The organism is Bradyrhizobium sp. 191 (assembly GCF_023100985.1).
Lineage (GTDB): Bacteria > Pseudomonadota > Alphaproteobacteria > Rhizobiales > Xanthobacteraceae > Bradyrhizobium > Bradyrhizobium diversitatis.
This window is the reverse complement of the sequence record NZ_CP064692.1, coordinates 1852910-1871285: the sequence shown is the minus strand read 5'-3', so window position 1 is coordinate 1871285 and position 18376 is coordinate 1852910. Positions and strand designations below refer to the sequence as shown.

Genomic DNA, 18376 nt, shown 5'->3' with positions numbered 1-18376 from the left:
TCGCCGCTTCGGCGAAAGTCATCCGATTGAACTTAGGCTCCTTTGAAGATGATCAGTCCAATGACTGTCGCGCAGGCCAGCCAGACGGCTCGCCCCTGGTCCTGAAGGTTCTTCAACTCCAGCAAACGCGTGGCTCGCTTCGTAGGATCTTCGTGAACGCGACGTTCCGATCGGAAAACATACTCACAAAAGAAAAAGAAGGGCGCGGCTATCGTGAGCAAGCCATAAAAGCCCTTTAGGGCAATCCAGCGCTTTGCGGTGGGAGGCCAGCCGTGAAAGAGACCATAGATGCCGACGAGGAGGAGCAGGATGTAGCTGATCGCGCCAAGGGGAAGCGCAATGGCCCCCTGCTTGCCGATCACTCGGAAAAGACGCCCCCAGCAGGCCTCAAGCTGTTCTTGGAAAGACATCGTCACTCTCCAAATCACCAAAAGTCCCGGCATTGCGGAAAAGCAATAGAGCGGAATTGTGACAGCGCATGAAAACGACCAGTAATTGAGTTGCCCGAACTTTCAGCGCTCGCAGGCAGACGATCCGACGAGGGGCAGCCTTCCTTCCAGATCAGCGCTGGCTTGCTGGGTCGCCCTGTCATGCACTTGGGCGGAGTGAGCTTGGAGTATCGCAGGCGGATTTGAGAGCACGCCTCCCGGGAGGTGCTCGGGGCGGGAGAGGGGCGGATGACGTGCCGGTCGCTATGGTGACATCATGCCGGTGTTTTGCCCGACGAGTCAAATCGATTCGTAAAATCCGTAGCCGTCAACCCCGGTTCAACCCATTGATTCAGTTGCCCCCGCCTACTGTGCATGGGGTTGTTTTCGCACTTTTGTGTCGGCGCGGGCTTCGCGGCCCGCGCCCGCGCCGTCATCCCGCCTTGGCGAGGCGGCCGTCCGCCGAACCTGCGCGCAGGTTCTGGAAGAACTTCTCCACCTCGCGCGACAGCGTGTCCGCCGTCGCCGTCAGGCTGCTCGCCGCCGTCAGCACCGAGGATGCCGCCGTGTCGGTCTCGCCGATGGCGTCGCGCAGCGAGGTGATGTTCGCCACAAGCGTCTCGTTGCCCTGCGCGGCCGATTGCGCATTGGACGAGATCTCGCGCGTGGCGGCGTCCTGCTGACTGACGGCGCCGGCGATCGCGGACGTCACCTCGTTGATCTCGCGCACCGCGCCGCCGATCTCGCGGACGGCATCGACGGCGTTGCGGGTCGAGGCCTGGATCATCGAGACGTTCTCGCTGATTTCGGCCGTGGCCTTGGCGGTCTGGCCCGCGAGCGCCTTCACCTCGTGGGCGACGACGGCGAAGCCGCGGCCGGCATCGCCGGCGCGCGCGGCCTCGATGGTGGCGTTCAGCGCGAGCAGATTGGTCTGCTCGGCGATCGCCTGGATCAGGCTGAGCACGCCGTCGATGCGCTGCGTGGCCGCGGCGAGGCTCTCGATCTCGGAGATCGATTTCTCGGTGCGCTGGCCGGTCTGCTCGACCGCGCCGGCGCTCTGGCGCACCTGGCGGCCGATCTCCACCACCGAGGCCGACAGTTCTTCGGCCGCGCCCGCCACTGCCGTGACGTTGTGCGAGGCCTGCTCGGTGGCGTTCGCCGCCGTGCCGGCGCGGCTGTTCGCATCGGCGGTGACGCGGGTGATGGTCTGCGCGGTCTCGCGCATCACCGAGGCGTTGTCGCTGAGGCCGCGCATGATCGCACCGATCGCCTCGCGAAACTGCTCGACGGATCGCTCGATTTGGCGGGCGCGCTCCTCGCGGGCGGCGGCGTCGTTCGACACTTGCGAGGCGAGGTTGCGGTTGCGGCCCATGGCGTCCTGGAACACCTGGATCGCGCGGGCCAGTGCGCCGATCTCGTCGGCGCGGTCGGAGTGCGGCACCACGATGTTTTCGGCGCCGTCGGCGACCTGCTTGATGGTGGCGGTGATCGAGGCGAGCGGCCGGGCGATCGAGCGGGCGATGATGACGATGCCGATCACGACGAGAGCCAGCGCCACGCCGCCGAGGCAGGTCAGCACGAACGACAATTCGCGATTGGTCTCGGTCTGCTGCGCGATCTGCCGGGCGCGCTCGGCATAAACCTTGGACAGCGCCTCGAGGTCCTTGTTCAGGGCCGAGCGCACCGCGCGGTTGGCGTCGTTGTCGCCCCATTCGCGGCCCGCGGCTGCATTGATTTCGACGCCGCGGCGGACCAGCTCCTTGCGGAACTCGACGAACTGCTCGATGCGCTTCTTGAAGGTGGCAAACTGCTCGGCGTCGTCGGCCTTGACGATGGTCTCCCAACGCTTCACGACGTCCAGGATCTGGGCGTTGAACTTGAGCAGGCCATCGCCGTATTTCTTCACCACGGCCGGCTCGGTCGACATGTAGACGCCGCGAGATTCCATCACGACCGCATAGACCAGCGAGTTGACCCGCTCGACGTTCAGCGCGGCGGCATTCGCCGTCTCGATCGCGCTGGTCAGGTCGGCGCTGCGGCGGCTGTTGTAGTCGGACAGCATCGCGATCGCGGCCGTGAGCAGCGCGAACAGCGCGAAGATCGCATAGAGCTTGGTGGCAAGCGTGAAACGGCCTGCCCGCTTGGTGGCATTCCCAGGTCGGTCTGATGTCATGGTGTGCAGGAGCCCGGAATGGCCTGAAGCGGCCGGTGAGCGGGGTCGTGTAGAATTGATGCAAAACTTTGCAGGAGGAAGGTGGATGTGGCGTTAACGCGCCCGTCAGGCTCCCTCCGTCCTTGCTCGAACGAAAGGTAAGATATTTCAGCGTCTTGATCCTAAGGTATAGTCTCAGGATAGTCTTTCAGCATAGTCTTTCAGCATAGCCTTGGGGTCGGCCGTTGGCCGACCAAGCCTGGAGAGCCCCGTGGTCTACCGACACAGCATCGACACCACGACCTACACCTTCCCGGATCTGCGCGACCTGCTCGCCAAAGCGACACCGCCGCGCTCCGGCGACAGGCTGGCCGGAATTGCCGCTGCCAGCTCCGAGCAGGTGATCGCGGCACGGATGGCGCTGGCGGATGTGCCGCTCGGCCAATTCCTGCAGGAAGCCGTCATTCCCTATGAGACCGACGAGGTCACCCGCCTCGTCATCGACAGCCACGACGCCAAGGCCTTTGCGCCGGTGGCGTCGCTCACGGTCGGGGCCTTCCGCGACTGGTTGCTGTCCGATGCTGCAACGCCCGAGATCCTGCGCAAGCTCGCTCCCGGCATCACGCCGGAGATGGCGGCCGCAGTGTCAAAGCTGATGCGCAACCAGGATCTGATCCTGGCGGCGCGGAAATGCGAGGTCACCACCGCTTTCCGCAACACCATCGGGCTGAAGGGGCGGATGAGCACGCGGCTCCAGCCGAACCATCCGTTCGACGACGCCAGGGGCATCACCGCCTCGATCCTCGACGGCATTCTGCTCGGGGCCGGCGATGCCTGCATCGGCATCAATCCTGCGAGTGACGATCCTGCCGTCATCGCCCAATTGCTGCGGCTGCTCGACGAGGTCATCGCGCGGCTGAAGATCCCGACGCAAGGCTGCGTGCTGACCCATGTCACGACGACGCTGTCGCTGATCGGGCAGGGCGTGCCGGTCGACCTCGTCTTCCAGTCGGTCGCCGGCACGGAGGCGGCCAACCGCAGTTTCGGCATCGATCTTGCGCTCCTGAAAGAGGCGCAGCAGGCCGGGCTGTCGCTGCGGCGCGGCACCGTCGGGCAGAACGTGATGTATTTCGAGACCGGCCAGGGCTCGGCGCTGTCGGCGGGCGCCCATCACGGGGTCGACCAGCAGACCTGCGAGGCGCGCGCCTATGCGGTCGCCCGCGCGTTCGCCCCGCTCCTCGTCAACAGCGTGGTCGGCTTCATCGGCCCGGAATATCTCTATGACGGCAAGGAAATCATCCGGGCTGGTCTGGAGGATCATTTCTGCGGCAAGCTGCTCGGCCTGCCGCTCGGGGTCGACATCTGCTACACCAACCATGCCGAGGCGGACCAGGACGACATGGACAACCTCCTGACGCTGCTCGCCGCCGCCGGCGTCACCTTCATCATGGGCGTCCCCGGCGCCGACGACGTCATGCTGAACTACCAGTCGACGTCTTTTCACGACGCGCTCTATGTCCGCGCCGTCTTCGGCTTGCGCCGCGCGCCGGAATTCGACGACTGGCTGGTGCAGTCGGGAATTACAGGCGCCGATCTCCGCCTGGCCGGCGATGCAGGCCTGCTGCCCGATTTTGCCTCGCGGTTGATCGCGTGAGGCGGCGCGCCAACTGGCACTCCGATGAAACTATCGGCGCCCCCCGGAATTGTGCTTGTGCCACAATATTGAGAAATTCCGGCGACAGCATTACCCTGAGTCTGGCTGGCAATTTCCGCACTATCGGTCGAGCGTGGCGGGGGGAGCTTTGATGCGAGCTGAAAGTAACGGAACGACCCGGCGGATTCTCTGCGTGTTTCCGCGCTACACCTCGTCCTTCGGTACGTTCGAGCATTCCTATCCCTTGACCGACGGCGTCCGCGCCTTCATGCCGCCGCAGGGGCTGCTGCTGATCTCCGCCTACCTTCCGAAAGAGTGGCAGGTCAAATTCGTCGACGAGAACCTGCGCCGCACGACGAAGGAGGAATTCGAATGGGCGGAAGCTGTCTTCGTCAGCGGCATGCACATCCAGCGCCAGCAGATGAACGACATCTGCCGCCGCGCCCATGAATTCGATCTGCCGGTCGCACTCGGCGGGCCCTCGGTCAGCGCCTGCCCGGACTATTATCCGTCCTTCGACTATCTGCATGTCGGCGAGCTCGGCGACGCCACCAACCAGCTGATCGATATCCTGTCGCGCGACACCTCGCGTCCCGAGGCCCAGGTGGTGCTGACCACCAGGGACCGGGTGCCGATGACGGAGTTTCCAATTCCGGCCTACGAGCTCGTCGATGTGAAGAAGTATTTCCTCGGCAGCATCCAGTATTCGAGCGGCTGTCCCTATCAGTGCGAGTTCTGCGACATCCCCGGCCTCTACGGCCGCAATCCGCGCATCAAGTCGCCGCAGCAGATCATCGCCGAGCTCGACCGCCTGCGCGAATGCGGCATGACCGACACGGTCTATTTCGTCGACGACAATTTCATCGGCAACCGCAAGGCGGCTCTGGACTTGCTGCCGCATCTGATCGAATGGCAGAAGCGGACCGGCTACGTGGTGCGGCTCGCCTGTGAGGCGACGCTCAACATCGCCAAGCGGCCCGAGATCCTCGAGAAGATGCGCGAGGCCTATTTCATCACCATCTTCTGCGGCATCGAGACGCCGGATCCGGACGCCCTGAAGGCGATGCAGAAGGACCACAACATGATGGTCCCGATCCTGGAGGGCGTGCACACCATCAACTCCTACGGCATGGAGGTCGTGTCCGGCATCATCATGGGGCTCGATACCGACAAGCCGAACACCTCGGAAGCTCTACTCGCTTTCGTCGAGGAGTCCCGGATTCCGCTGCTCACCATCAACCTGCTCCAGGCGCTGCCGAAGACGCCGCTGTGGGACCGGTTGGAGCGCGAGGGTCGCCTGATCCACGACGACGGTCGCGATTCCAACGTCGACTTCCTGTTGCCTTATGACGAGGTCGTCGCATCGTGGAAGCATGCGATGGCGGTCGCCTACGCGCCCGAGAAGGTTTACGCGCGCTATCAGTATCAATGCGACAATGTTTACGTGCGCCGAGTCAAGATGCCGGTGCCGGACGAGATGAAGACCTGGCCGAACATCCGGCGCGGCCTCGTCATGTTGCGCAACATCTTCTGGAAGGTCGGCGTGCGCGGCGACTACAGGCGCGTGTTCTGGAAGTTCGCGCTCAGACGCATCAAGCGCGGCGACATCGAAGGCCTGATCGGCTGCACGCTGATCGCGCACCATCTCATTACCTTTGCGCGCGCGGCCTCCAGCGGCAAGCAGAACGCCTCGAACTATTCGATCCGGCTGCGCGAGTCCGCCGTTCCGGCTGAATGATGCGACATGTCTGATCCGGTTCCGCCGCGCCGCCCGACCCTCGATCTGCGGGCGTTCACGCCCGCGCGCGTTGCGCTCGGGCGCAGCGGCGCGAGCGTGCCGACCAGGGCACTGCTCGATTTCACGCTGGACCATGCCCGCGCGCGCGATGCCGTGCATGCCGCCTTCGACACGTCGCGCCTGGTCGCCGACCTCGGCGCGCTCGGACTTGCCGTGACCGAGGTGAGGAGCCGGGCGGTCGATCGCAGCGACTATCTGCGGCGGCCGGATCTGGGACGACAGCTTGAACCCGGTTCGGCGCAACTTCTGGCGCGGGGCGCCTCGGCGCCGTGCCAACTCGCGATTGTGATCGGAGACGGCCTGTCCGCGGCGGCGGTTCACGCCCATGCGGCCATCGTGGTGAGGCGCCTGTTGCCATTGCTTGCGCAAGGGGATGACGTCGCGATCGGCCATGTCGTTATCGCATCGGGCGCGCGCGTCGCGCTCGGCGACGAGATCGGCGCCATTCTCGGGGCGCGCATGGTCGCGATGCTGATCGGCGAACGGCCCGGCCTGTCCGCGCCCGACAGTCTCGGCGCCTATCTGACCTTCTCACCGAAGCCCGGCCGGACCGATGCCGAACGCAATTGCGTGTCGAACATCCACCACGCCGGTTTGAGCTACGACGAGGCCGCCTTCAAGATCGCCTGGCTCATCCGTGAGGGGCTCGCGCGCGAGACCACCGGCGTGGCTCTGAAGGACGAGAGCGCGGACCGGGCGCCGCGTCGAATTGGCACGGCGCCGCCGGAATGATAGGCGGTCGGGGGCCCGAAATCGCCGCTTCTTGATCGATTCGGCCACGCCTCGCCTGCTTGCGAGAAGACCTGTTGACCTGCTAAACCCCTCGCGGCGATTTTCCGCGCATTTTCAAAAGGCAAGCCTCCCATTGGTATGGCGTTTCAAGCCGTTCGCGGGGCGCAACAAGCTCTCAAGACCGAGCCGATTTAGGAACTGGACAAGGCATGCTCGAAAAGCACAGCGAGAATGAGGTTCATGTCGACAAGGTCGAGCAGGGACCTGCGTCCTCGATCGCCTTCGGGCTGGAGCGCCTCGGGCTGATCGCCGTTCGGGCGCCGATCGTCTCCTGCATCGTCCTGCTGGCGCTGATCGTCGGCGCCGTGTTCGGCATCCACCGGATCAAGATCGACGATTCGCTGTCGCAGCTCTTTCGCTCCGACACCCGCGAATTCAAGCAGTATGAAGAGGTGACGAAGAAGTTCCCGGCCGAGGAGTTCGACGTCCTCGTCGTGGTCGAGGGCAAGACCCTCCTGGAGCGCAGCAACCTCGAGAAGCTGCGTGACTTCGTTACCGACCTGCAACTGGTCGATGGCACGCGCGGGCTGGTCTCGCTGTTCTCGGCGCGTCAGGCGCCGGCGCCGGGCAAGCTGCCGGCGGCACTGTTCCCGGCCGAGCTCCCCGAGGGGGCCGCCTATGACAAGTTCATCGAGACCGTCAAGAACAACGAGATCATCCGCGGCAAGCTGCTGTCGGAGGACGGCACGCTGGCGCTGATCGTGCTCTCGCTCGATCCCGAGGTGGTCGCCTCCAACAAGCTGACCAAGACCGTCGGCGACATCCGCGCGCTGATGAAGGAGGACCTCGGCGACACCGGGCTCAACGTGCAGCTCTCCGGCGTTCCGGTGATGCAGCTCGAGATCCGCAACGCGGTCGAGCGCGACGGGCTGACCTACAACATCCTCGGCATTCTCGCCGGCTGCATCATCGCTATCATCTTCTTCCGCAAGATCTCGTTCATGGTCGCCGCGGCATTCCCGCCGATGATCGCGATCCTGCTGGCGCTCGGTGCGCTCGGCTGGGCCAATTTCAACCTCAACATGTTCCTGAACGTGATGACGCCGCTCATCATGGTCATCAGCTTCTCGGACTCGATGCAGCTCACCTTCGCCGCGCGCGACCGGCTGATTGCAGGACAGGACAAGTTCACCGCGTTCAAGAACGCGGTGCTGGTGGTGGGACCCGCCTGCGTGCTGACGCACGGCACGGCCGGCATTTCCTTCATCGCGCTGCAATTCTCCGACTCCGACCTGATCCGCAAGTTCGGCGAGGCCGGGCTCGCCGCCACCATCATCGCGCTGGTCGCGGTGCTGTCGCTGGTGCCGGTGTTCGGCGTGCTGCTCGTGCGCAACGAGAAGGTGTTCGCCGTCAAGTTCCAGAGCGCGGATGCCGGCGTCCAGGCGCTGCGCAATTTCTGCTACTGGATCGCGGTGCGCATGGTCGGCCGTCCCGGCCTGTTCAGCCTGATCGCGGTGCTGTTCGTCGGCGGCCTCGGCGTCATCTACGCCAATCTGGAGCCGCGCTACCGGCTCGCCGACCAGGTGCCGGACAAGCGCCAGGCGGTCGCCGCCAGCGACCGGCTCGATGCCAAGCTGACCGGCGCCAACCCGGTCAACGTGCTGATCCAGTTCCCCAAGGGCGAATCGCTCTATTCGCCGGAGACGCTCCAGACCATCGCCGACGTGCATGCGACCGTGGAGAAGACGGCCGGTGTCGGCAACGTCTGGTCGCTGGAGACGCTGCGCCGCTGGCTGGCAGAGAAGGCGGGCAGCGCCGACGTCGCGACGTTGAAGGAATATGTCAACGTCATCCCCGAGCATCTGGTGCGGCGGTTCATCGATGCCGAGCAGGATGCCGTCGTGGTCGCCGGCCGCGTACCGGACAAGGATTCCAGCCAGCTCCTGCCGATCGTCGACAAGCTCGACCACGAGCTCGACGCCGTCCGCAAGAAGCATCCCGGCTACGAGATCGCGGTGACGGGTCTTGCCGCCATCGCTGCGCGCAACTCGGCCAGCATGATCGAGAAGCTGAACCACGGCCTCACCATCGAATTTGCGCTGGTCGCGATCTTCATCGGCCTCGCGTTCCGCTCCTGGGTGGTGATGTTCGCCTGCATTCTGCCGGGCATCTTCCCGGTGGTGATGTCGGGAACGGTGCTGTGGGCGATGGGCGAGGGCCTGCAATTCGCCAGCGTCGTCGCGCTCACCGTCTCGTTCGGCCTGGGCTTGAGCGCCACCATCCACTTCCTCAACCGCTTGAGGCTCGAGAGCAAGCCGGGCGTCGGCTCGGCGCTTGCCGTGGAGCGGGCCACCGTGCTGGTCGGCCCGGCGCTGATCCTGACCACGGTGGTGCTGGCCTGCGGCCTCGTCGTCACCGTGTTCTCGGACCTGCCGTCGCTCAGGCTGTTCGGCTGGCTCAGCGCCTTCTCGATGGTGATGGCCCTCGTCGCCGACCTCTTCATCCTGCGGCCGACGGCGATGTGGCTGATCAATCTGCACGCCAGGCTTCAGGGCCCCGACAAGCCGGCGATCTGAGCAGCTTCATCTGATCCAGGTCAGCAATAAGCCCCCGGCTCGCGAGAGCCGGAGGCTGTATCCTTTCGCAGCGGAAAGGGCGTCAGCCCTTCGTCATCGTGATGTTGACGCCGCGGATCTCGCCCTTGGAGCTGATCTGCACCGTCTGCTTGCTGCCGTTGGTGCGCAACGAGAGGTTGGCGGCAAAGCCGTTGGCCTCGACGAACACGTCGATCTGGCCGCCGCCGGCGGTGCCCTGCAGATTGCCGAAGATGTTGCGGCTGGACTCGCTCCAATTGCCGGAGATGCGCTCGCCCTGGCTCGTCACGTCGCTGGTGAGGTTGAACTTGTAGCTGTCGGACGCGCAGTGCAGCGCCTGCTTCAGGTTGAGGCCGCTGCCGCCGACCTTGTAGTCCGCCTTGCAGCGAATGCGCTCGGTGGAGCCGTCGGACAACGACACCGTGCCGGTGCCGGTCCATGCGCCATCGAAACCGGCAAACGGTCCGGACGACTGAGCATGGCTCGCCGAAACCGAGAAGAGCAGCGCCGCCCCGATGCCGGCCGCCTTGATTGCCAGTCCAGTTCGCCCAATGAATTTCATCGCAATTATCCCGTTTTGGAACGACGCTCGCTTACGATTGAGAACGTCTCGCCACATCGAAAGTTTAGTGCTCCGAGCAAGTCGCAGGTTCAAAGCCTGACCGGCCGGCATGGCAGGTCATGACGCCTCGCGCCGGGCTTGATCGCCCGATTTGCCACGTTTCGGCATGTTTCCGGCGGGAAAGGCAAGGCGGACAGATGCAGCGCTGCAACAGGTATGCAGTAAAACGCAGACGTTCTGAATTATGACGTAGTATCAACCTCTTACATCTGCGAATGAAGGCACGGGGAAGTCTCGATTCGGCGCGTGCGGTGCCAATTTGGCCGCATTTGCCGGTGCTTGTGCCTTCTCTGGGCCGCCACTCCTGCGGCGACTTGCCATCAGAACAATCCGCTCCGGTCGTTCGCCCTCTGCAGCCGGGTCCGGTATGATTCTGCCGTCAGAATGAAGGAATACAATGCGTAATCTTCTCGTCGCTCTCACCCTGCTGTCGGCATCTCTTTCGACGGCCGCGTTCGCTCAGCAAGGGCGTGGCACGGACGCCGAGCAGAAGGCCTGCACACGAGATGTGCAGAAGTTCTGCCGTCCGGTCATCGATCAGGGCGATTTCACGATCCTCGCCTGTCTCAAGGAGAACCGGGCCAAGATCTCGCAGGCCTGCGACCAGGTGCTGAAGAACCACAACCAGTAAGCTTGGCCATTGGCTCCCAAAGGTGGATCCCGGAGCCGCCTTTGGGGTCCGATCCGCAAAGGGCGGCCATCGACAGACAGGATTGGTTTTGCGGCATTATTCCCCTATATGGGGGCCGCGGCGGCATCGCCGGCATGAGCCCGCGCGAGCGAAAAAGCCTTCCTGTCCAAACGATTGTAAACCAGCCCTCGATGACCTCTGCGAGCGAATTGCGATCCGGCAAGGGTGACCGCGACGAGAATTTTCCCGTCGCGTCCTGGATCATTCATCCGCGTCATCGCGCCCTGATCCTGGCCTATTACAATTTCGTCCGCACCGCCGACGACATCGCCGACCACGCGACCCTGCCGCCCGACCAGAAGCTTAGCTATCTCGACCTGCTCGAGGCGGAACTGCTCGGCAAGGGCGACACCCAGGCCGAGGCCGTCACCCTGCGCCGCGCGCTGGCCGAGCGCGGCATGGCCCCACGCCATGCGCTCGACGTGCTCATCGCCTTCCGCATGGACGTGACCAAGCTGCGCTACGAGAATTGGGACGAGGTCATCCACTATTGCCGTTACTCGGCGATGCCCGTCGGCCGCTTCATGCTCGACGTCCATGGCGAGAGCACTTCGACCTGGGCCGCATCGGACGCGCTCTGCGCAGGCCTGCAAATCAACAATCACCTGCAGGATTGCGGCAAGGATTTTCGCGAGCTCAACCGCGTCTATCTGCCGCGCGATGCGCTGGCAGCACACGGCGCCTCGGTAGAGCAGCTCGGGCTCGCGCAGTCGCCGCCGGCGATGCTGGCCTGCCTTCACGCGCTTGCCGCACGCAATGAAGCGCTGCTCAACGAGGGCAGGTCGCTCGCTGCGGAAATCCGGGATTTCCGTCTCGGCGTCGACGTCTCGGTCATCCAGGCCTATGCGGATCGCATCGTGCGCCTCTTGAAAGTGCGCGATCCCCTGCGCGAGCGCGTGCATCTGAACAAGTTCGAGCTGCTCGCCTTCAGCCTCGCCGGGATGATCGGCGAAGTCGGTCGCCGCGCGATCGGACGCAAGGCGATTTCCAGACCGGGGACTGCACATGACGCTTGAGGCGACCACGCCCGGCGCCAATTACGGCTCGGCCGCATCCGGCAGCTCGTTCTATGCCGCGATGCGCATCCTGCCGCGTGACCAGCGCGAAGCGATGTTCCAGATCTACAGCTTCTGCCGCCAGGTCGACGACATCGCCGATTCCGACGGCCCGCGGGAGGAGCGGCTCGCCGCACTCCAGCAATGGCGCGACGACATCGACGCGCTCTATCAGGGCCATCCGCCGCCGCGGCTGAAGGACTACGTCGCCTCGGTGAAGACCTTCGGGCTCAAGCGCGAGGATTTCCTCGCCATCGTCGACGGCATGGAAATGGATGTGCCGCAGGACATCCGCGCGCCCGACATGGCGACGCTGGATCTGTACTGCGACCGTGTCGCCAGCGCCGTGGGGCGGCTGTCGGTGCGCGTGTTCGGCATGCCCGAGGAAGACGGCATCCTGCTCGCGTACCATCTCGGCCGCGCGCTGCAGCTCACCAACATCCTGCGTGACATCGACGAGGACGCCGGCCTCGGCCGGCTCTATCTGCCGCGCGAGGCGCTGCTGCATGCCGGCATCACCTCCGATGATCCGGACCGCGTGATCGCCGAGCGCGCGCTGCCGAAGGTCTGCCTGCCGCTGGCGCAGCGCGCGAAGGTGCATTTCGAGAAGTCGGACGAGATCATGAACCGCAACAAGCGCCGCGCGGTGCGCGCGCCGCGGATCATGTCGAGATATTATCATTCCATTCTGGACCTGCTGATCGCGCGCGGCTTCACCGCGCCGCGCGAGCCGGTGCGTGTGTCGAAGATCACACGCATCCTGATCCTGCTCCGCTACGCTTTCATCTGATGCAAAAGACAGCTCACATCATCGGTGCTGGAATTTCCGGCCTCTCTGCCGCTGTGCGGCTCGCCAATGCCGGCTTCAAAGTCGCCGTGCACGAGGCCACGCACCAGGCCGGCGGCCGCTGCCGTTCCTATTTCGACGGCGCCACCAACCTCACCATCGACAACGGCAATCATCTGCTGCTGTCGGGCAACAGCCATGCGCGCGCCTATGCGCGCGCGATCGGCACCGAGGCGGGTCTCGTCGGCCCCGAGAGCGCGCAGTTTCCCTTCGTCGACATCAAGACGGGGCAGCGCTGGCAGATCGATCTCGGCGCTGGCCGGTGGCCGACCTGGGTGCTCGATGAGAGCCGCCGCGTTCCCGACACCGGCCTCACCGATTATCTGAAGCTGGCGCCGCTGATCTGGGCGTCGGAGGAGACGCTGGTCGGCAAGTCCATTCCTTGCGAAGGCATCCTCTACCAGCGTCTGGTGCAGCCGCTGCTGCTCGCGGCGCTCAACGTCGATCCGCCTGAGGGCTCGGCGGGGCTCGCGGGCGCGATCGTGCGCGAGACGCTGCTCGCGGGCGGGCAGGCCTGCCGTCCGTTGATCGCGCGCGACGGTCTCAGCGCGGTGCTGATCGAGCCTGCAGTGAAGTTCTTGGCTGAGCGCGGCCACTCGGTTCAGCTCGGCCATGAGCTGCGCTCGTTTGCGACCACCGACGGCAAGGTCGGCGCGCTGAATTTCGGCGGCGAGGATGTGATCCAGATCGGTGAGGGCGATGTCGTCGTGATGGCGGTGCCGCCGCGCGCCGCTGCGAGCCTGCTGCCGGGCCTGAAGACGCCGACCGAATTCCGCGCCATCGTGAACGCGCATTTCCGCATCACACCGCCGCCGGGCTCGGCGCCGATCCTCGGCGTGATCGGCGGCGTGGTGGAATGGCTGTTCGCGTTCCCCAACCGGCTTTCCGTCACGATCAGCAATGGCGACCGTCTGGTCGACATGCCTCGCGAGGAACTCGCGCAGGCGATCTGGAACGACGTCTGCAAGGCCGCCGGCCTGTCGGGTGAGTTGCCGCCGCAATTGCCCCCCTGGCAGATCGTGCGCGAGCGCCGCGCCACCTTTGCCGCCACGCCGACCCAGAATGCCCTGCGTCCAGGGCCGGTCACTGCGCTGAAAAACCTGTTCCTTGCCGGCGACTGGACTGCTACGGGATTGCCGGCAACCATCGAGGGATCGGTCCGGTCCGGCGATCGCGCCGCCGATCTGGTTCTGGCCGCCAAAGCATCCTGAAAGGCGGCCCTGACGGGCAGATGTCCCGGCCAATTTTCAATCGACTATCGGAGCAATCGAGCGACATGGATTCCGTGAACGCGACCAGCCGCGAGACCCTGGAATCGAGCATTGAGTCGGCCACGCAGGGCGTTCTCGGCTTCCAGCAGTCCGACGGCCATTGGGTGTTCGAGCTCGAGGCCGACTGCACGATTCCGGCCGAGTACGTCCTGCTGCGCCACTATCTCGCAGAGCCGGTTGACACGGTGCTCGAAGCCAAGATCGGCAACTACCTGCGTCGCGTGCAGGGAGCCCATGGCGGCTGGCCGCTGGTGCACGACGGCGAGTTCGACATGAGCGCCAGTGTGAAGGCCTACTTCGCGCTCAAGATGATCGGCGACTCCGTCGATGCGCCGCACATGGTGCGGGCGCGCGAGGCGATCCATGCCCGAGGCGGTGCGATCAACAGCAACGTCTTCACGCGCTTCCTGCTGGCGACGTTCGGCGTCGTGACCTGGCGCGCGGTGCCGGTGCTGCCGATCGAGATCGTGCTGCTGCCGTTCTGGTCGCCGTTCCACCTCAACAAGATCTCCTACTGGGCGCGCACCACCATGGTGCCGCTGATGGTGATCGCCGCGCTGAAGCCGCGCGCACGGAATCCGAAGGGCGTCGGCATCGACGAATTGTTCCTGCAGGACCCGCGCTCGATCGGCATGACCGCGAAAGCGCCGCACCAGAGCATGGCCTGGTTTCTGTTGTTTCGTTCGCTGGATGCGATCCTGCGCGTGGTCGAGCCGCTGTTTCCGAAGAGCCTGCGCAAGCGCGCGATCGACGCCGCGCTCGCTTTCATCGAGGAGCGGCTCAACGGCGAGGACGGCATGGGCGCGATCTATCCGCCCATGGCCAACATCGTCATGATGTATGACGCGCTCGGCAAGGACGAGAACTATCCGCCGCGCGCGACGACGCGCCGGGGCCTCGACAAGTTGCTCGTCATCAAGGACGACGAGGCCTATTGCCAGCCCTGCGTCTCACCGGTGTGGGACACGACGCTTACCGCGCATGCGCTGCTGGAAGCCGGCGGCGACAAGGCGGTGCCGGCGGCCAGGCAGGGCCTCGACTGGCTGATTCCGAAGCAGGAGCTCGAGGTGAAGGGCGACTGGGCCGTGAAGCGGCCCGACGTGCGTCCGGGCGGCTGGGCCTTCCAGTACAACAACGCGCATTATCCTGATCTCGACGACACCGCGGTCGTAGTGATGTCGATGGACCGCATGCGCCGGGAGCACGGCGTCGCCGGCTATGACACTGCGATCGCCCGTGGCCGCGAGTGGATCGAGGGCATGCAGAGCGACGACGGCGGCTGGGCGGCCTTCGACGTCAATAATCTCGAATATTACCTGAACAACATCCCGTTCTCGGACCATGGCGCGCTGCTCGATCCGCCGACCGAGGACGTCACCGCGCGCTGCATCTCGATGCTGGCGCAGCTCGGCGAGAGCGAGAAGACCAGCACGCACGTCGCCGCCGGCGTCGCCTACCTGCGGAAGACCCAGCACCCCGAGGGGTCCTGGTACGGCCGCTGGGGCATGAACTTCATCTATGGGACCTGGTCGGTTCTGTGCGCCCTCAACATGGCCGGTGTCGACCACGGGGATCCCATGGTCCGGAAGGCCGCCGACTGGCTGGCCTCGATCCAGAACGAGGACGGCGGCTGGGGCGAGGACGCCGTCAGCTACCGGCTGGACTACAAGGGCTGGGAAGCCGCCCCCTCGACCGCCTCGCAAACGGCATGGGCCTTGCTTGCCCTGATGGCGGCAGGCGAGGTTGATCACCCGGCCGTCGCCCGCGGGGTGGAGTACCTGATTGCAACACAAAACAAAAAAGGACTGTGGGACGAGCAGCGGTACACCGCCACAGGCTTCCCCCGTGTATTCTATCTACGGTATCATGGTTACCCGAAGTTCTTTCCGCTGTGGGCGTTGGCGCGGTATCGGAACTTGCGGAACACCAACAGCAGGGTGGTAGGGGTCGGAATGTGACTTTGGGGACGGGGGACTGTTTCGCCGCGGGGAATACCATCGACCCGCGGCCGATATTGATCGTGACCGGACTGGTTCAGGAGGCCCGCATTGCGGCCGGGCCCGGAATGGCGGTCATCTGTTCATCCAGCAGCCCGACCCAGTTGCGGGCGCTGCTGACGGTGGTGGATCCCGAGACGATTCGCGGCGTGATCTCCTTCGGCGTGGCCGGCGGGCTCGACCCGACGTTGCGGTCCGGCGACGTCGTGCTGGCGACCGAAGTGCTGTCCGGCGATACCCGCTGGGCCGCCGGCCTGTCACTCGGCGACGACCTGATCGAGCGCCTGACCTCGGGCCGTCGCCGTGTGGTGCGCGGCAGCCTCGCCGGCGCCGAGGAGGTGGTTACCGGCCGCTCCTGCAAGGCGGCGCTGCATTCGGAGACGGGCGCCTCCGCCGTCGACATGGAAAGCCACATCGCGGCCGCCTACGCCGCCGAAGCCGGGCTGCCCTTTGCCGCGGTCCGCGTCATCAGCGATCCCGCCCATCGCGCGCTGCCGGCACTCGCCCGCGCCGCCATCAAGCCGAACGGCCAGATCGACCTCGCCGCCGTGCTGCGCGGCATCGTGCGCAACCCGACCACGCTGCATGCGCTGGTCTCGACCGGCATCGACTTCAACCGCGCGCTGCGCAGCTTGCGCGGTTGCCGGGATTATCTGATCGGGACGGAGCTGATCGAGAGCGAAGCGCTGGTGTCGAAGGCGGCGTGAAGCGGCGTCTTCGAAAAGCTGAAAAAGAAGAGGCCCGGTCGTCAGACCGGGCCTTTTCTTTTGGGCTGCGAGATCGTTGTCACAGGCGGGGCCATCGACGCGATGTGGTTCGTTACCGCCAGCCGCCGACTTGAATTTGAGCCCATCTGCGCTTATCTTACGTTTGTCTTACCTCGGAGGGGTTGGGCCATGGCCGACACGGACAAGCTCACCACTATCGTTTCCACCAAGGGGCAGGTCATCTTGCCCAGCGCTATTCGCAGGTCGCGGGACTGGAAGGCCGGAACGCGGCTGACTGTCGAGGAGACTTCGGAGGGCGTCCTATTGAAGCCTGCGCCGGCCTTTGCGGCGACGCGGCCGGAAGAAGTGTTCGGCGTCTTGAATTATCGAGGCAAGCCGAAGACGCTCGAAGAAATGGACGCAAGCGTGCTTGCCGAAGCCAGGCGGCGGCATGATCGCGATTGATACCAATCTGATCGTCCGCTACCTGACCCGAGATCACGCCACTCAATCCGCGCGTGCCCGCGCCTTGATCGACGGCCAGAGGGTCTTTGCCGCCGTCACGGTGCTCCTCGAAGTCGAATGGGTGCTGCGAAGCGCGTACGGCTATCAGGCCGCAGACATCGTGCACGCGCTTCGTGTGTTCGCGGGGCTTCCGACCGTTACGGTTGAGGACGGCGCGATGGTCGCGGCAGCGCTCGACCTTGTCGAGAGGGGGATGGATTTCGCCGATGCCCTGCATCTGACGAGATCGGGACATTGCGATGCTTTGGTCACTTTCGATCGCAAGCTCGTCAAGGCGGCGAAGGCGGCCGGTCATGCGGGAGTGCGCGAAGTAGGGTAGTCTCGGTTGACGCGCCGGGACTGATGGCCTCGATCGGAGCGCTGTTACTATAATCCTCGTGTCTCACTTTAGGGGTGCAGTCCAGCACTGTCAGCGTAATAGCGTAACGCCCGCGAGCATCAATCCCTCGTCCAGTCCTCCAGTCGCAATCCGGCAATGCGCTGGAATTCGGCGGTGTTGTTGCTGACAAGCGGCAGGCCGCGCGCGATCGCTTGGCCGGCGATCAGGAGGTCATAGGGGCCGATCGGCGTGCCGCGCCGAGCAAGGTCCGCCCGGATCTCGCCGGTGGCTCGCGCGTCTTCTTGGTCAAGATCGAGGATTTCGAGATCGGCAAAGAGAAGACGGAGTGTTTCCAGATTGAATTCGACTTTCTGGCTGCGATAGGCGCCGAAGTAGAGTTCGTGGGTAACGATGGCCGAGATCGCGAGTGCACCGGGCTCGCTGGATTCGACTCGGCGCAGGAGAGGCTCTGACCGGCGTGTGACGAGTGCGATGACGGCGTTGGTGTCGAGAAGCCATTTCGTCATCGAAACGCCTGGTTCAGATCGGGACGCGTCTGCTCTTCAGGTTGCTCCCGCCCTTCAGCCATGAAGTCCGGGCTGAAACCGCGTGCGACGGCCGCGCGAAGCGATGTCCACGGGCCGGTCGCGCTCCGCCTTGGGCGCAGGATCACAGCCTCGCCTTCGCGGGACACTTCGACTTCATCGACCGAGAAACGAAAATCCTTCGGCAGCCGGACGGCCTGGGAGTTGCCCGATTTGAACACCTTCGCAATGTGGGACATGGCGACCTCGTATATACAATTTCGTATATACGATATGGGGGCGGCAAATGCAACGTCGAGCCACAGTTCTACTTTGCATGGGGTTGTTTTTTGGTTTTTTGCAAAGCCCGGTACAGCCGGCAGTAGGTCTGGCAGACGTCTCTACGAGGCGTCGGGCAAAACACCAGAACATCAGTCAACCCCCTCCTCGCAAAAATATT

At 64.6% G+C, this 18376-nt stretch carries 17 protein-coding genes; 12 read left to right on the top strand and 5 right to left on the bottom strand.

Annotated features, from left to right (window positions below):
- Nucleotides 1-32: 32 nt before the first annotated feature.
- Together IVB23_RS08610 and IVB23_RS08605 are read right to left on the bottom strand one after the other, a co-directional pair.
- Nucleotides 33-410, bottom strand: a complete 378-nt coding sequence (locus tag IVB23_RS08610) for a hypothetical protein (RefSeq protein WP_197969343.1) — start codon at nucleotides 408-410, stop codon at nucleotides 33-35.
- Nucleotides 411-861: 451 nt separating this feature from the next.
- Nucleotides 862-2601: a methyl-accepting chemotaxis protein gene (locus tag IVB23_RS08605; protein ID WP_247803224.1), complete on the bottom strand. Its 1740-nt coding sequence runs from the start codon at nucleotides 2599-2601 to the stop codon at nucleotides 862-864.
- Between the two features lie 250 nt (nucleotides 2602-2851).
- Here IVB23_RS08605 and IVB23_RS08600 point away from each other — a divergent pair, with 250 nt between their 5' ends.
- The 4 genes from IVB23_RS08600 to IVB23_RS08585 all read left to right on the top strand — a co-directional run bounded on the left by IVB23_RS08600 (nucleotide 2852) and on the right by IVB23_RS08585 (nucleotide 9340).
- Nucleotides 2852-4234 (top strand): ethanolamine ammonia-lyase subunit EutB, encoded by a 1383-nt coding sequence (locus IVB23_RS08600; RefSeq protein WP_247803223.1) that lies wholly within the window; start codon nucleotides 2852-2854, stop codon nucleotides 4232-4234.
- A 151-nt stretch (nucleotides 4235-4385) separates the two neighbouring features.
- Entirely contained in the window at nucleotides 4386-5972 is a 1587-nt protein-coding gene (locus IVB23_RS08595; protein WP_247803222.1) for a B12-binding domain-containing radical SAM protein, read from the top strand.
- Between the two features lie 6 nt (nucleotides 5973-5978).
- Entirely contained in the window at nucleotides 5979-6764 is a 786-nt protein-coding gene (gene eutC / locus IVB23_RS08590) for an ethanolamine ammonia-lyase subunit EutC (RefSeq protein ID WP_247803221.1), read from the top strand.
- 209 nt (nucleotides 6765-6973) lie between these two features.
- A complete protein-coding gene (locus tag IVB23_RS08585; protein WP_061878081.1) occupies nucleotides 6974-9340 on the top strand; it encodes an MMPL family transporter in 2367 nt (788 codons plus the stop codon).
- Nucleotides 9341-9422: 82 nt separating this feature from the next.
- Here IVB23_RS08585 and IVB23_RS08580 read toward each other — a convergent pair whose 3' ends face one another.
- Complete coding sequence (locus tag IVB23_RS08580) at nucleotides 9423-9920, bottom strand: hypothetical protein (RefSeq protein ID WP_061878080.1); 498 nt, start codon at nucleotides 9918-9920, stop codon at nucleotides 9423-9425.
- Between the two features lie 457 nt (nucleotides 9921-10377).
- Here IVB23_RS08580 and IVB23_RS08575 point away from each other — a divergent pair, with 457 nt between their 5' ends.
- The 8 genes from IVB23_RS08575 (at nucleotide 10378) to IVB23_RS08540 (ending at nucleotide 17392) form a co-directional block, all read left to right on the top strand.
- The gene (locus tag IVB23_RS08575; protein WP_025035011.1) at nucleotides 10378-10611 is read left to right on the top strand and encodes a hypothetical protein; all 234 of its coding nucleotides are present in this window, start codon (nucleotides 10378-10380) and stop codon (nucleotides 10609-10611) included.
- A gap of 191 nt (nucleotides 10612-10802) precedes the next feature.
- Nucleotides 10803-11687 carry a squalene synthase HpnC gene (gene hpnC / locus IVB23_RS08570; protein WP_247803220.1) on the top strand — a complete coding sequence of 295 codons (885 nt, stop codon included), beginning with the start codon at nucleotides 10803-10805 and terminating at the stop codon, nucleotides 11685-11687.
- Complete coding sequence (hpnD, locus tag IVB23_RS08565; protein ID WP_061878078.1) at nucleotides 11677-12516, top strand: presqualene diphosphate synthase HpnD; 840 nt, start codon at nucleotides 11677-11679, stop codon at nucleotides 12514-12516. Before hpnC ends, hpnD begins: the two co-directional genes overlap by 11 nt.
- Complete coding sequence (gene hpnE / locus IVB23_RS08560) at nucleotides 12516-13784, top strand: hydroxysqualene dehydroxylase HpnE (protein ID WP_247803219.1); 1269 nt, start codon at nucleotides 12516-12518, stop codon at nucleotides 13782-13784. The genes hpnD and hpnE overlap by 1 nt, the downstream gene beginning before the upstream one ends.
- 65 nt (nucleotides 13785-13849) lie before the next feature.
- Nucleotides 13850-15802, top strand: coding sequence for a squalene--hopene cyclase (gene shc, locus IVB23_RS08555; RefSeq protein ID WP_247803218.1), 1953 nt, complete (start codon nucleotides 13850-13852; stop codon nucleotides 15800-15802).
- The gene (locus IVB23_RS08550; protein WP_247803217.1) at nucleotides 15799-16548 is read left to right on the top strand and encodes a phosphorylase; all 750 of its coding nucleotides are present in this window, start codon (nucleotides 15799-15801) and stop codon (nucleotides 16546-16548) included. The genes shc and IVB23_RS08550 overlap by 4 nt, the downstream gene beginning before the upstream one ends.
- A gap of 189 nt (nucleotides 16549-16737) precedes the next feature.
- Nucleotides 16738-17013: an AbrB/MazE/SpoVT family DNA-binding domain-containing protein gene (locus tag IVB23_RS08545; protein ID WP_061878645.1), complete on the top strand. Its 276-nt coding sequence runs from the start codon at nucleotides 16738-16740 to the stop codon at nucleotides 17011-17013.
- The gene (locus IVB23_RS08540; RefSeq protein ID WP_247803216.1) at nucleotides 17000-17392 is read left to right on the top strand and encodes a type II toxin-antitoxin system VapC family toxin; all 393 of its coding nucleotides are present in this window, start codon (nucleotides 17000-17002) and stop codon (nucleotides 17390-17392) included. Before IVB23_RS08545 ends, IVB23_RS08540 begins: the two co-directional genes overlap by 14 nt.
- A 119-nt stretch (nucleotides 17393-17511) precedes the next feature.
- Here the strand turns inward: IVB23_RS08540 and IVB23_RS08535 are convergent, their stop codons facing one another.
- The gene (locus tag IVB23_RS08535) at nucleotides 17512-17919 is read right to left on the bottom strand and encodes a type II toxin-antitoxin system VapC family toxin (RefSeq protein ID WP_061878073.1); all 408 of its coding nucleotides are present in this window, start codon (nucleotides 17917-17919) and stop codon (nucleotides 17512-17514) included.
- Nucleotides 17916-18176, bottom strand: coding sequence for a type II toxin-antitoxin system VapB family antitoxin (gene vapB / locus IVB23_RS08530; RefSeq protein ID WP_247803215.1), 261 nt, complete (start codon nucleotides 18174-18176; stop codon nucleotides 17916-17918). The genes IVB23_RS08535 and vapB overlap by 4 nt, the downstream gene beginning before the upstream one ends.
- Between the last annotated feature and the right edge of the window lie 200 nt (nucleotides 18177-18376).

What these genes read in the sequence shown, in the direction of transcription:
- shc (WP_247803218.1), top strand. Translation starts at nt 13,850, where the DNA reads ATGGATTCCGTGAACGCGACCAGCCGCGAGACCCTGGAATCGAGCATT.
- vapB (WP_247803215.1), bottom strand. Translation starts at nt 18,176, where the DNA reads ATGTCCCACATTGCGAAGGTGTTCAAATCGGGCAACTCCCAGGCCGTC.
- IVB23_RS08575 (WP_025035011.1), top strand. Translation starts at nt 10,378, where the DNA reads ATGCGTAATCTTCTCGTCGCTCTCACCCTGCTGTCGGCATCTCTTTCG.
- hpnD (WP_061878078.1), top strand. Translation starts at nt 11,677, where the DNA reads ATGACGCTTGAGGCGACCACGCCCGGCGCCAATTACGGCTCGGCCGCA.
- IVB23_RS08610 (WP_197969343.1), bottom strand. Translation starts at nt 410, where the DNA reads ATGTCTTTCCAAGAACAGCTTGAGGCCTGCTGGGGGCGTCTTTTCCGA.
- IVB23_RS08605 (WP_247803224.1), bottom strand. Translation starts at nt 2,601, where the DNA reads ATGACATCAGACCGACCTGGGAATGCCACCAAGCGGGCAGGCCGTTTC.
- IVB23_RS08540 (WP_247803216.1), top strand. Translation starts at nt 17,000, where the DNA reads ATGATCGCGATTGATACCAATCTGATCGTCCGCTACCTGACCCGAGAT.
- IVB23_RS08545 (WP_061878645.1), top strand. Translation starts at nt 16,738, where the DNA reads ATGGCCGACACGGACAAGCTCACCACTATCGTTTCCACCAAGGGGCAG.
- eutC (WP_247803221.1), top strand. Translation starts at nt 5,979, where the DNA reads ATGTCTGATCCGGTTCCGCCGCGCCGCCCGACCCTCGATCTGCGGGCG.
- IVB23_RS08580 (WP_061878080.1), bottom strand. Translation starts at nt 9,920, where the DNA reads ATGAAATTCATTGGGCGAACTGGACTGGCAATCAAGGCGGCCGGCATC.
- IVB23_RS08595 (WP_247803222.1), top strand. Translation starts at nt 4,386, where the DNA reads ATGCGAGCTGAAAGTAACGGAACGACCCGGCGGATTCTCTGCGTGTTT.
- hpnE (WP_247803219.1), top strand. Translation starts at nt 12,516, where the DNA reads ATGCAAAAGACAGCTCACATCATCGGTGCTGGAATTTCCGGCCTCTCT.
- IVB23_RS08535 (WP_061878073.1), bottom strand. Translation starts at nt 17,919, where the DNA reads ATGACGAAATGGCTTCTCGACACCAACGCCGTCATCGCACTCGTCACA.
- hpnC (WP_247803220.1), top strand. Translation starts at nt 10,803, where the DNA reads ATGACCTCTGCGAGCGAATTGCGATCCGGCAAGGGTGACCGCGACGAG.
- IVB23_RS08585 (WP_061878081.1), top strand. Translation starts at nt 6,974, where the DNA reads ATGCTCGAAAAGCACAGCGAGAATGAGGTTCATGTCGACAAGGTCGAG.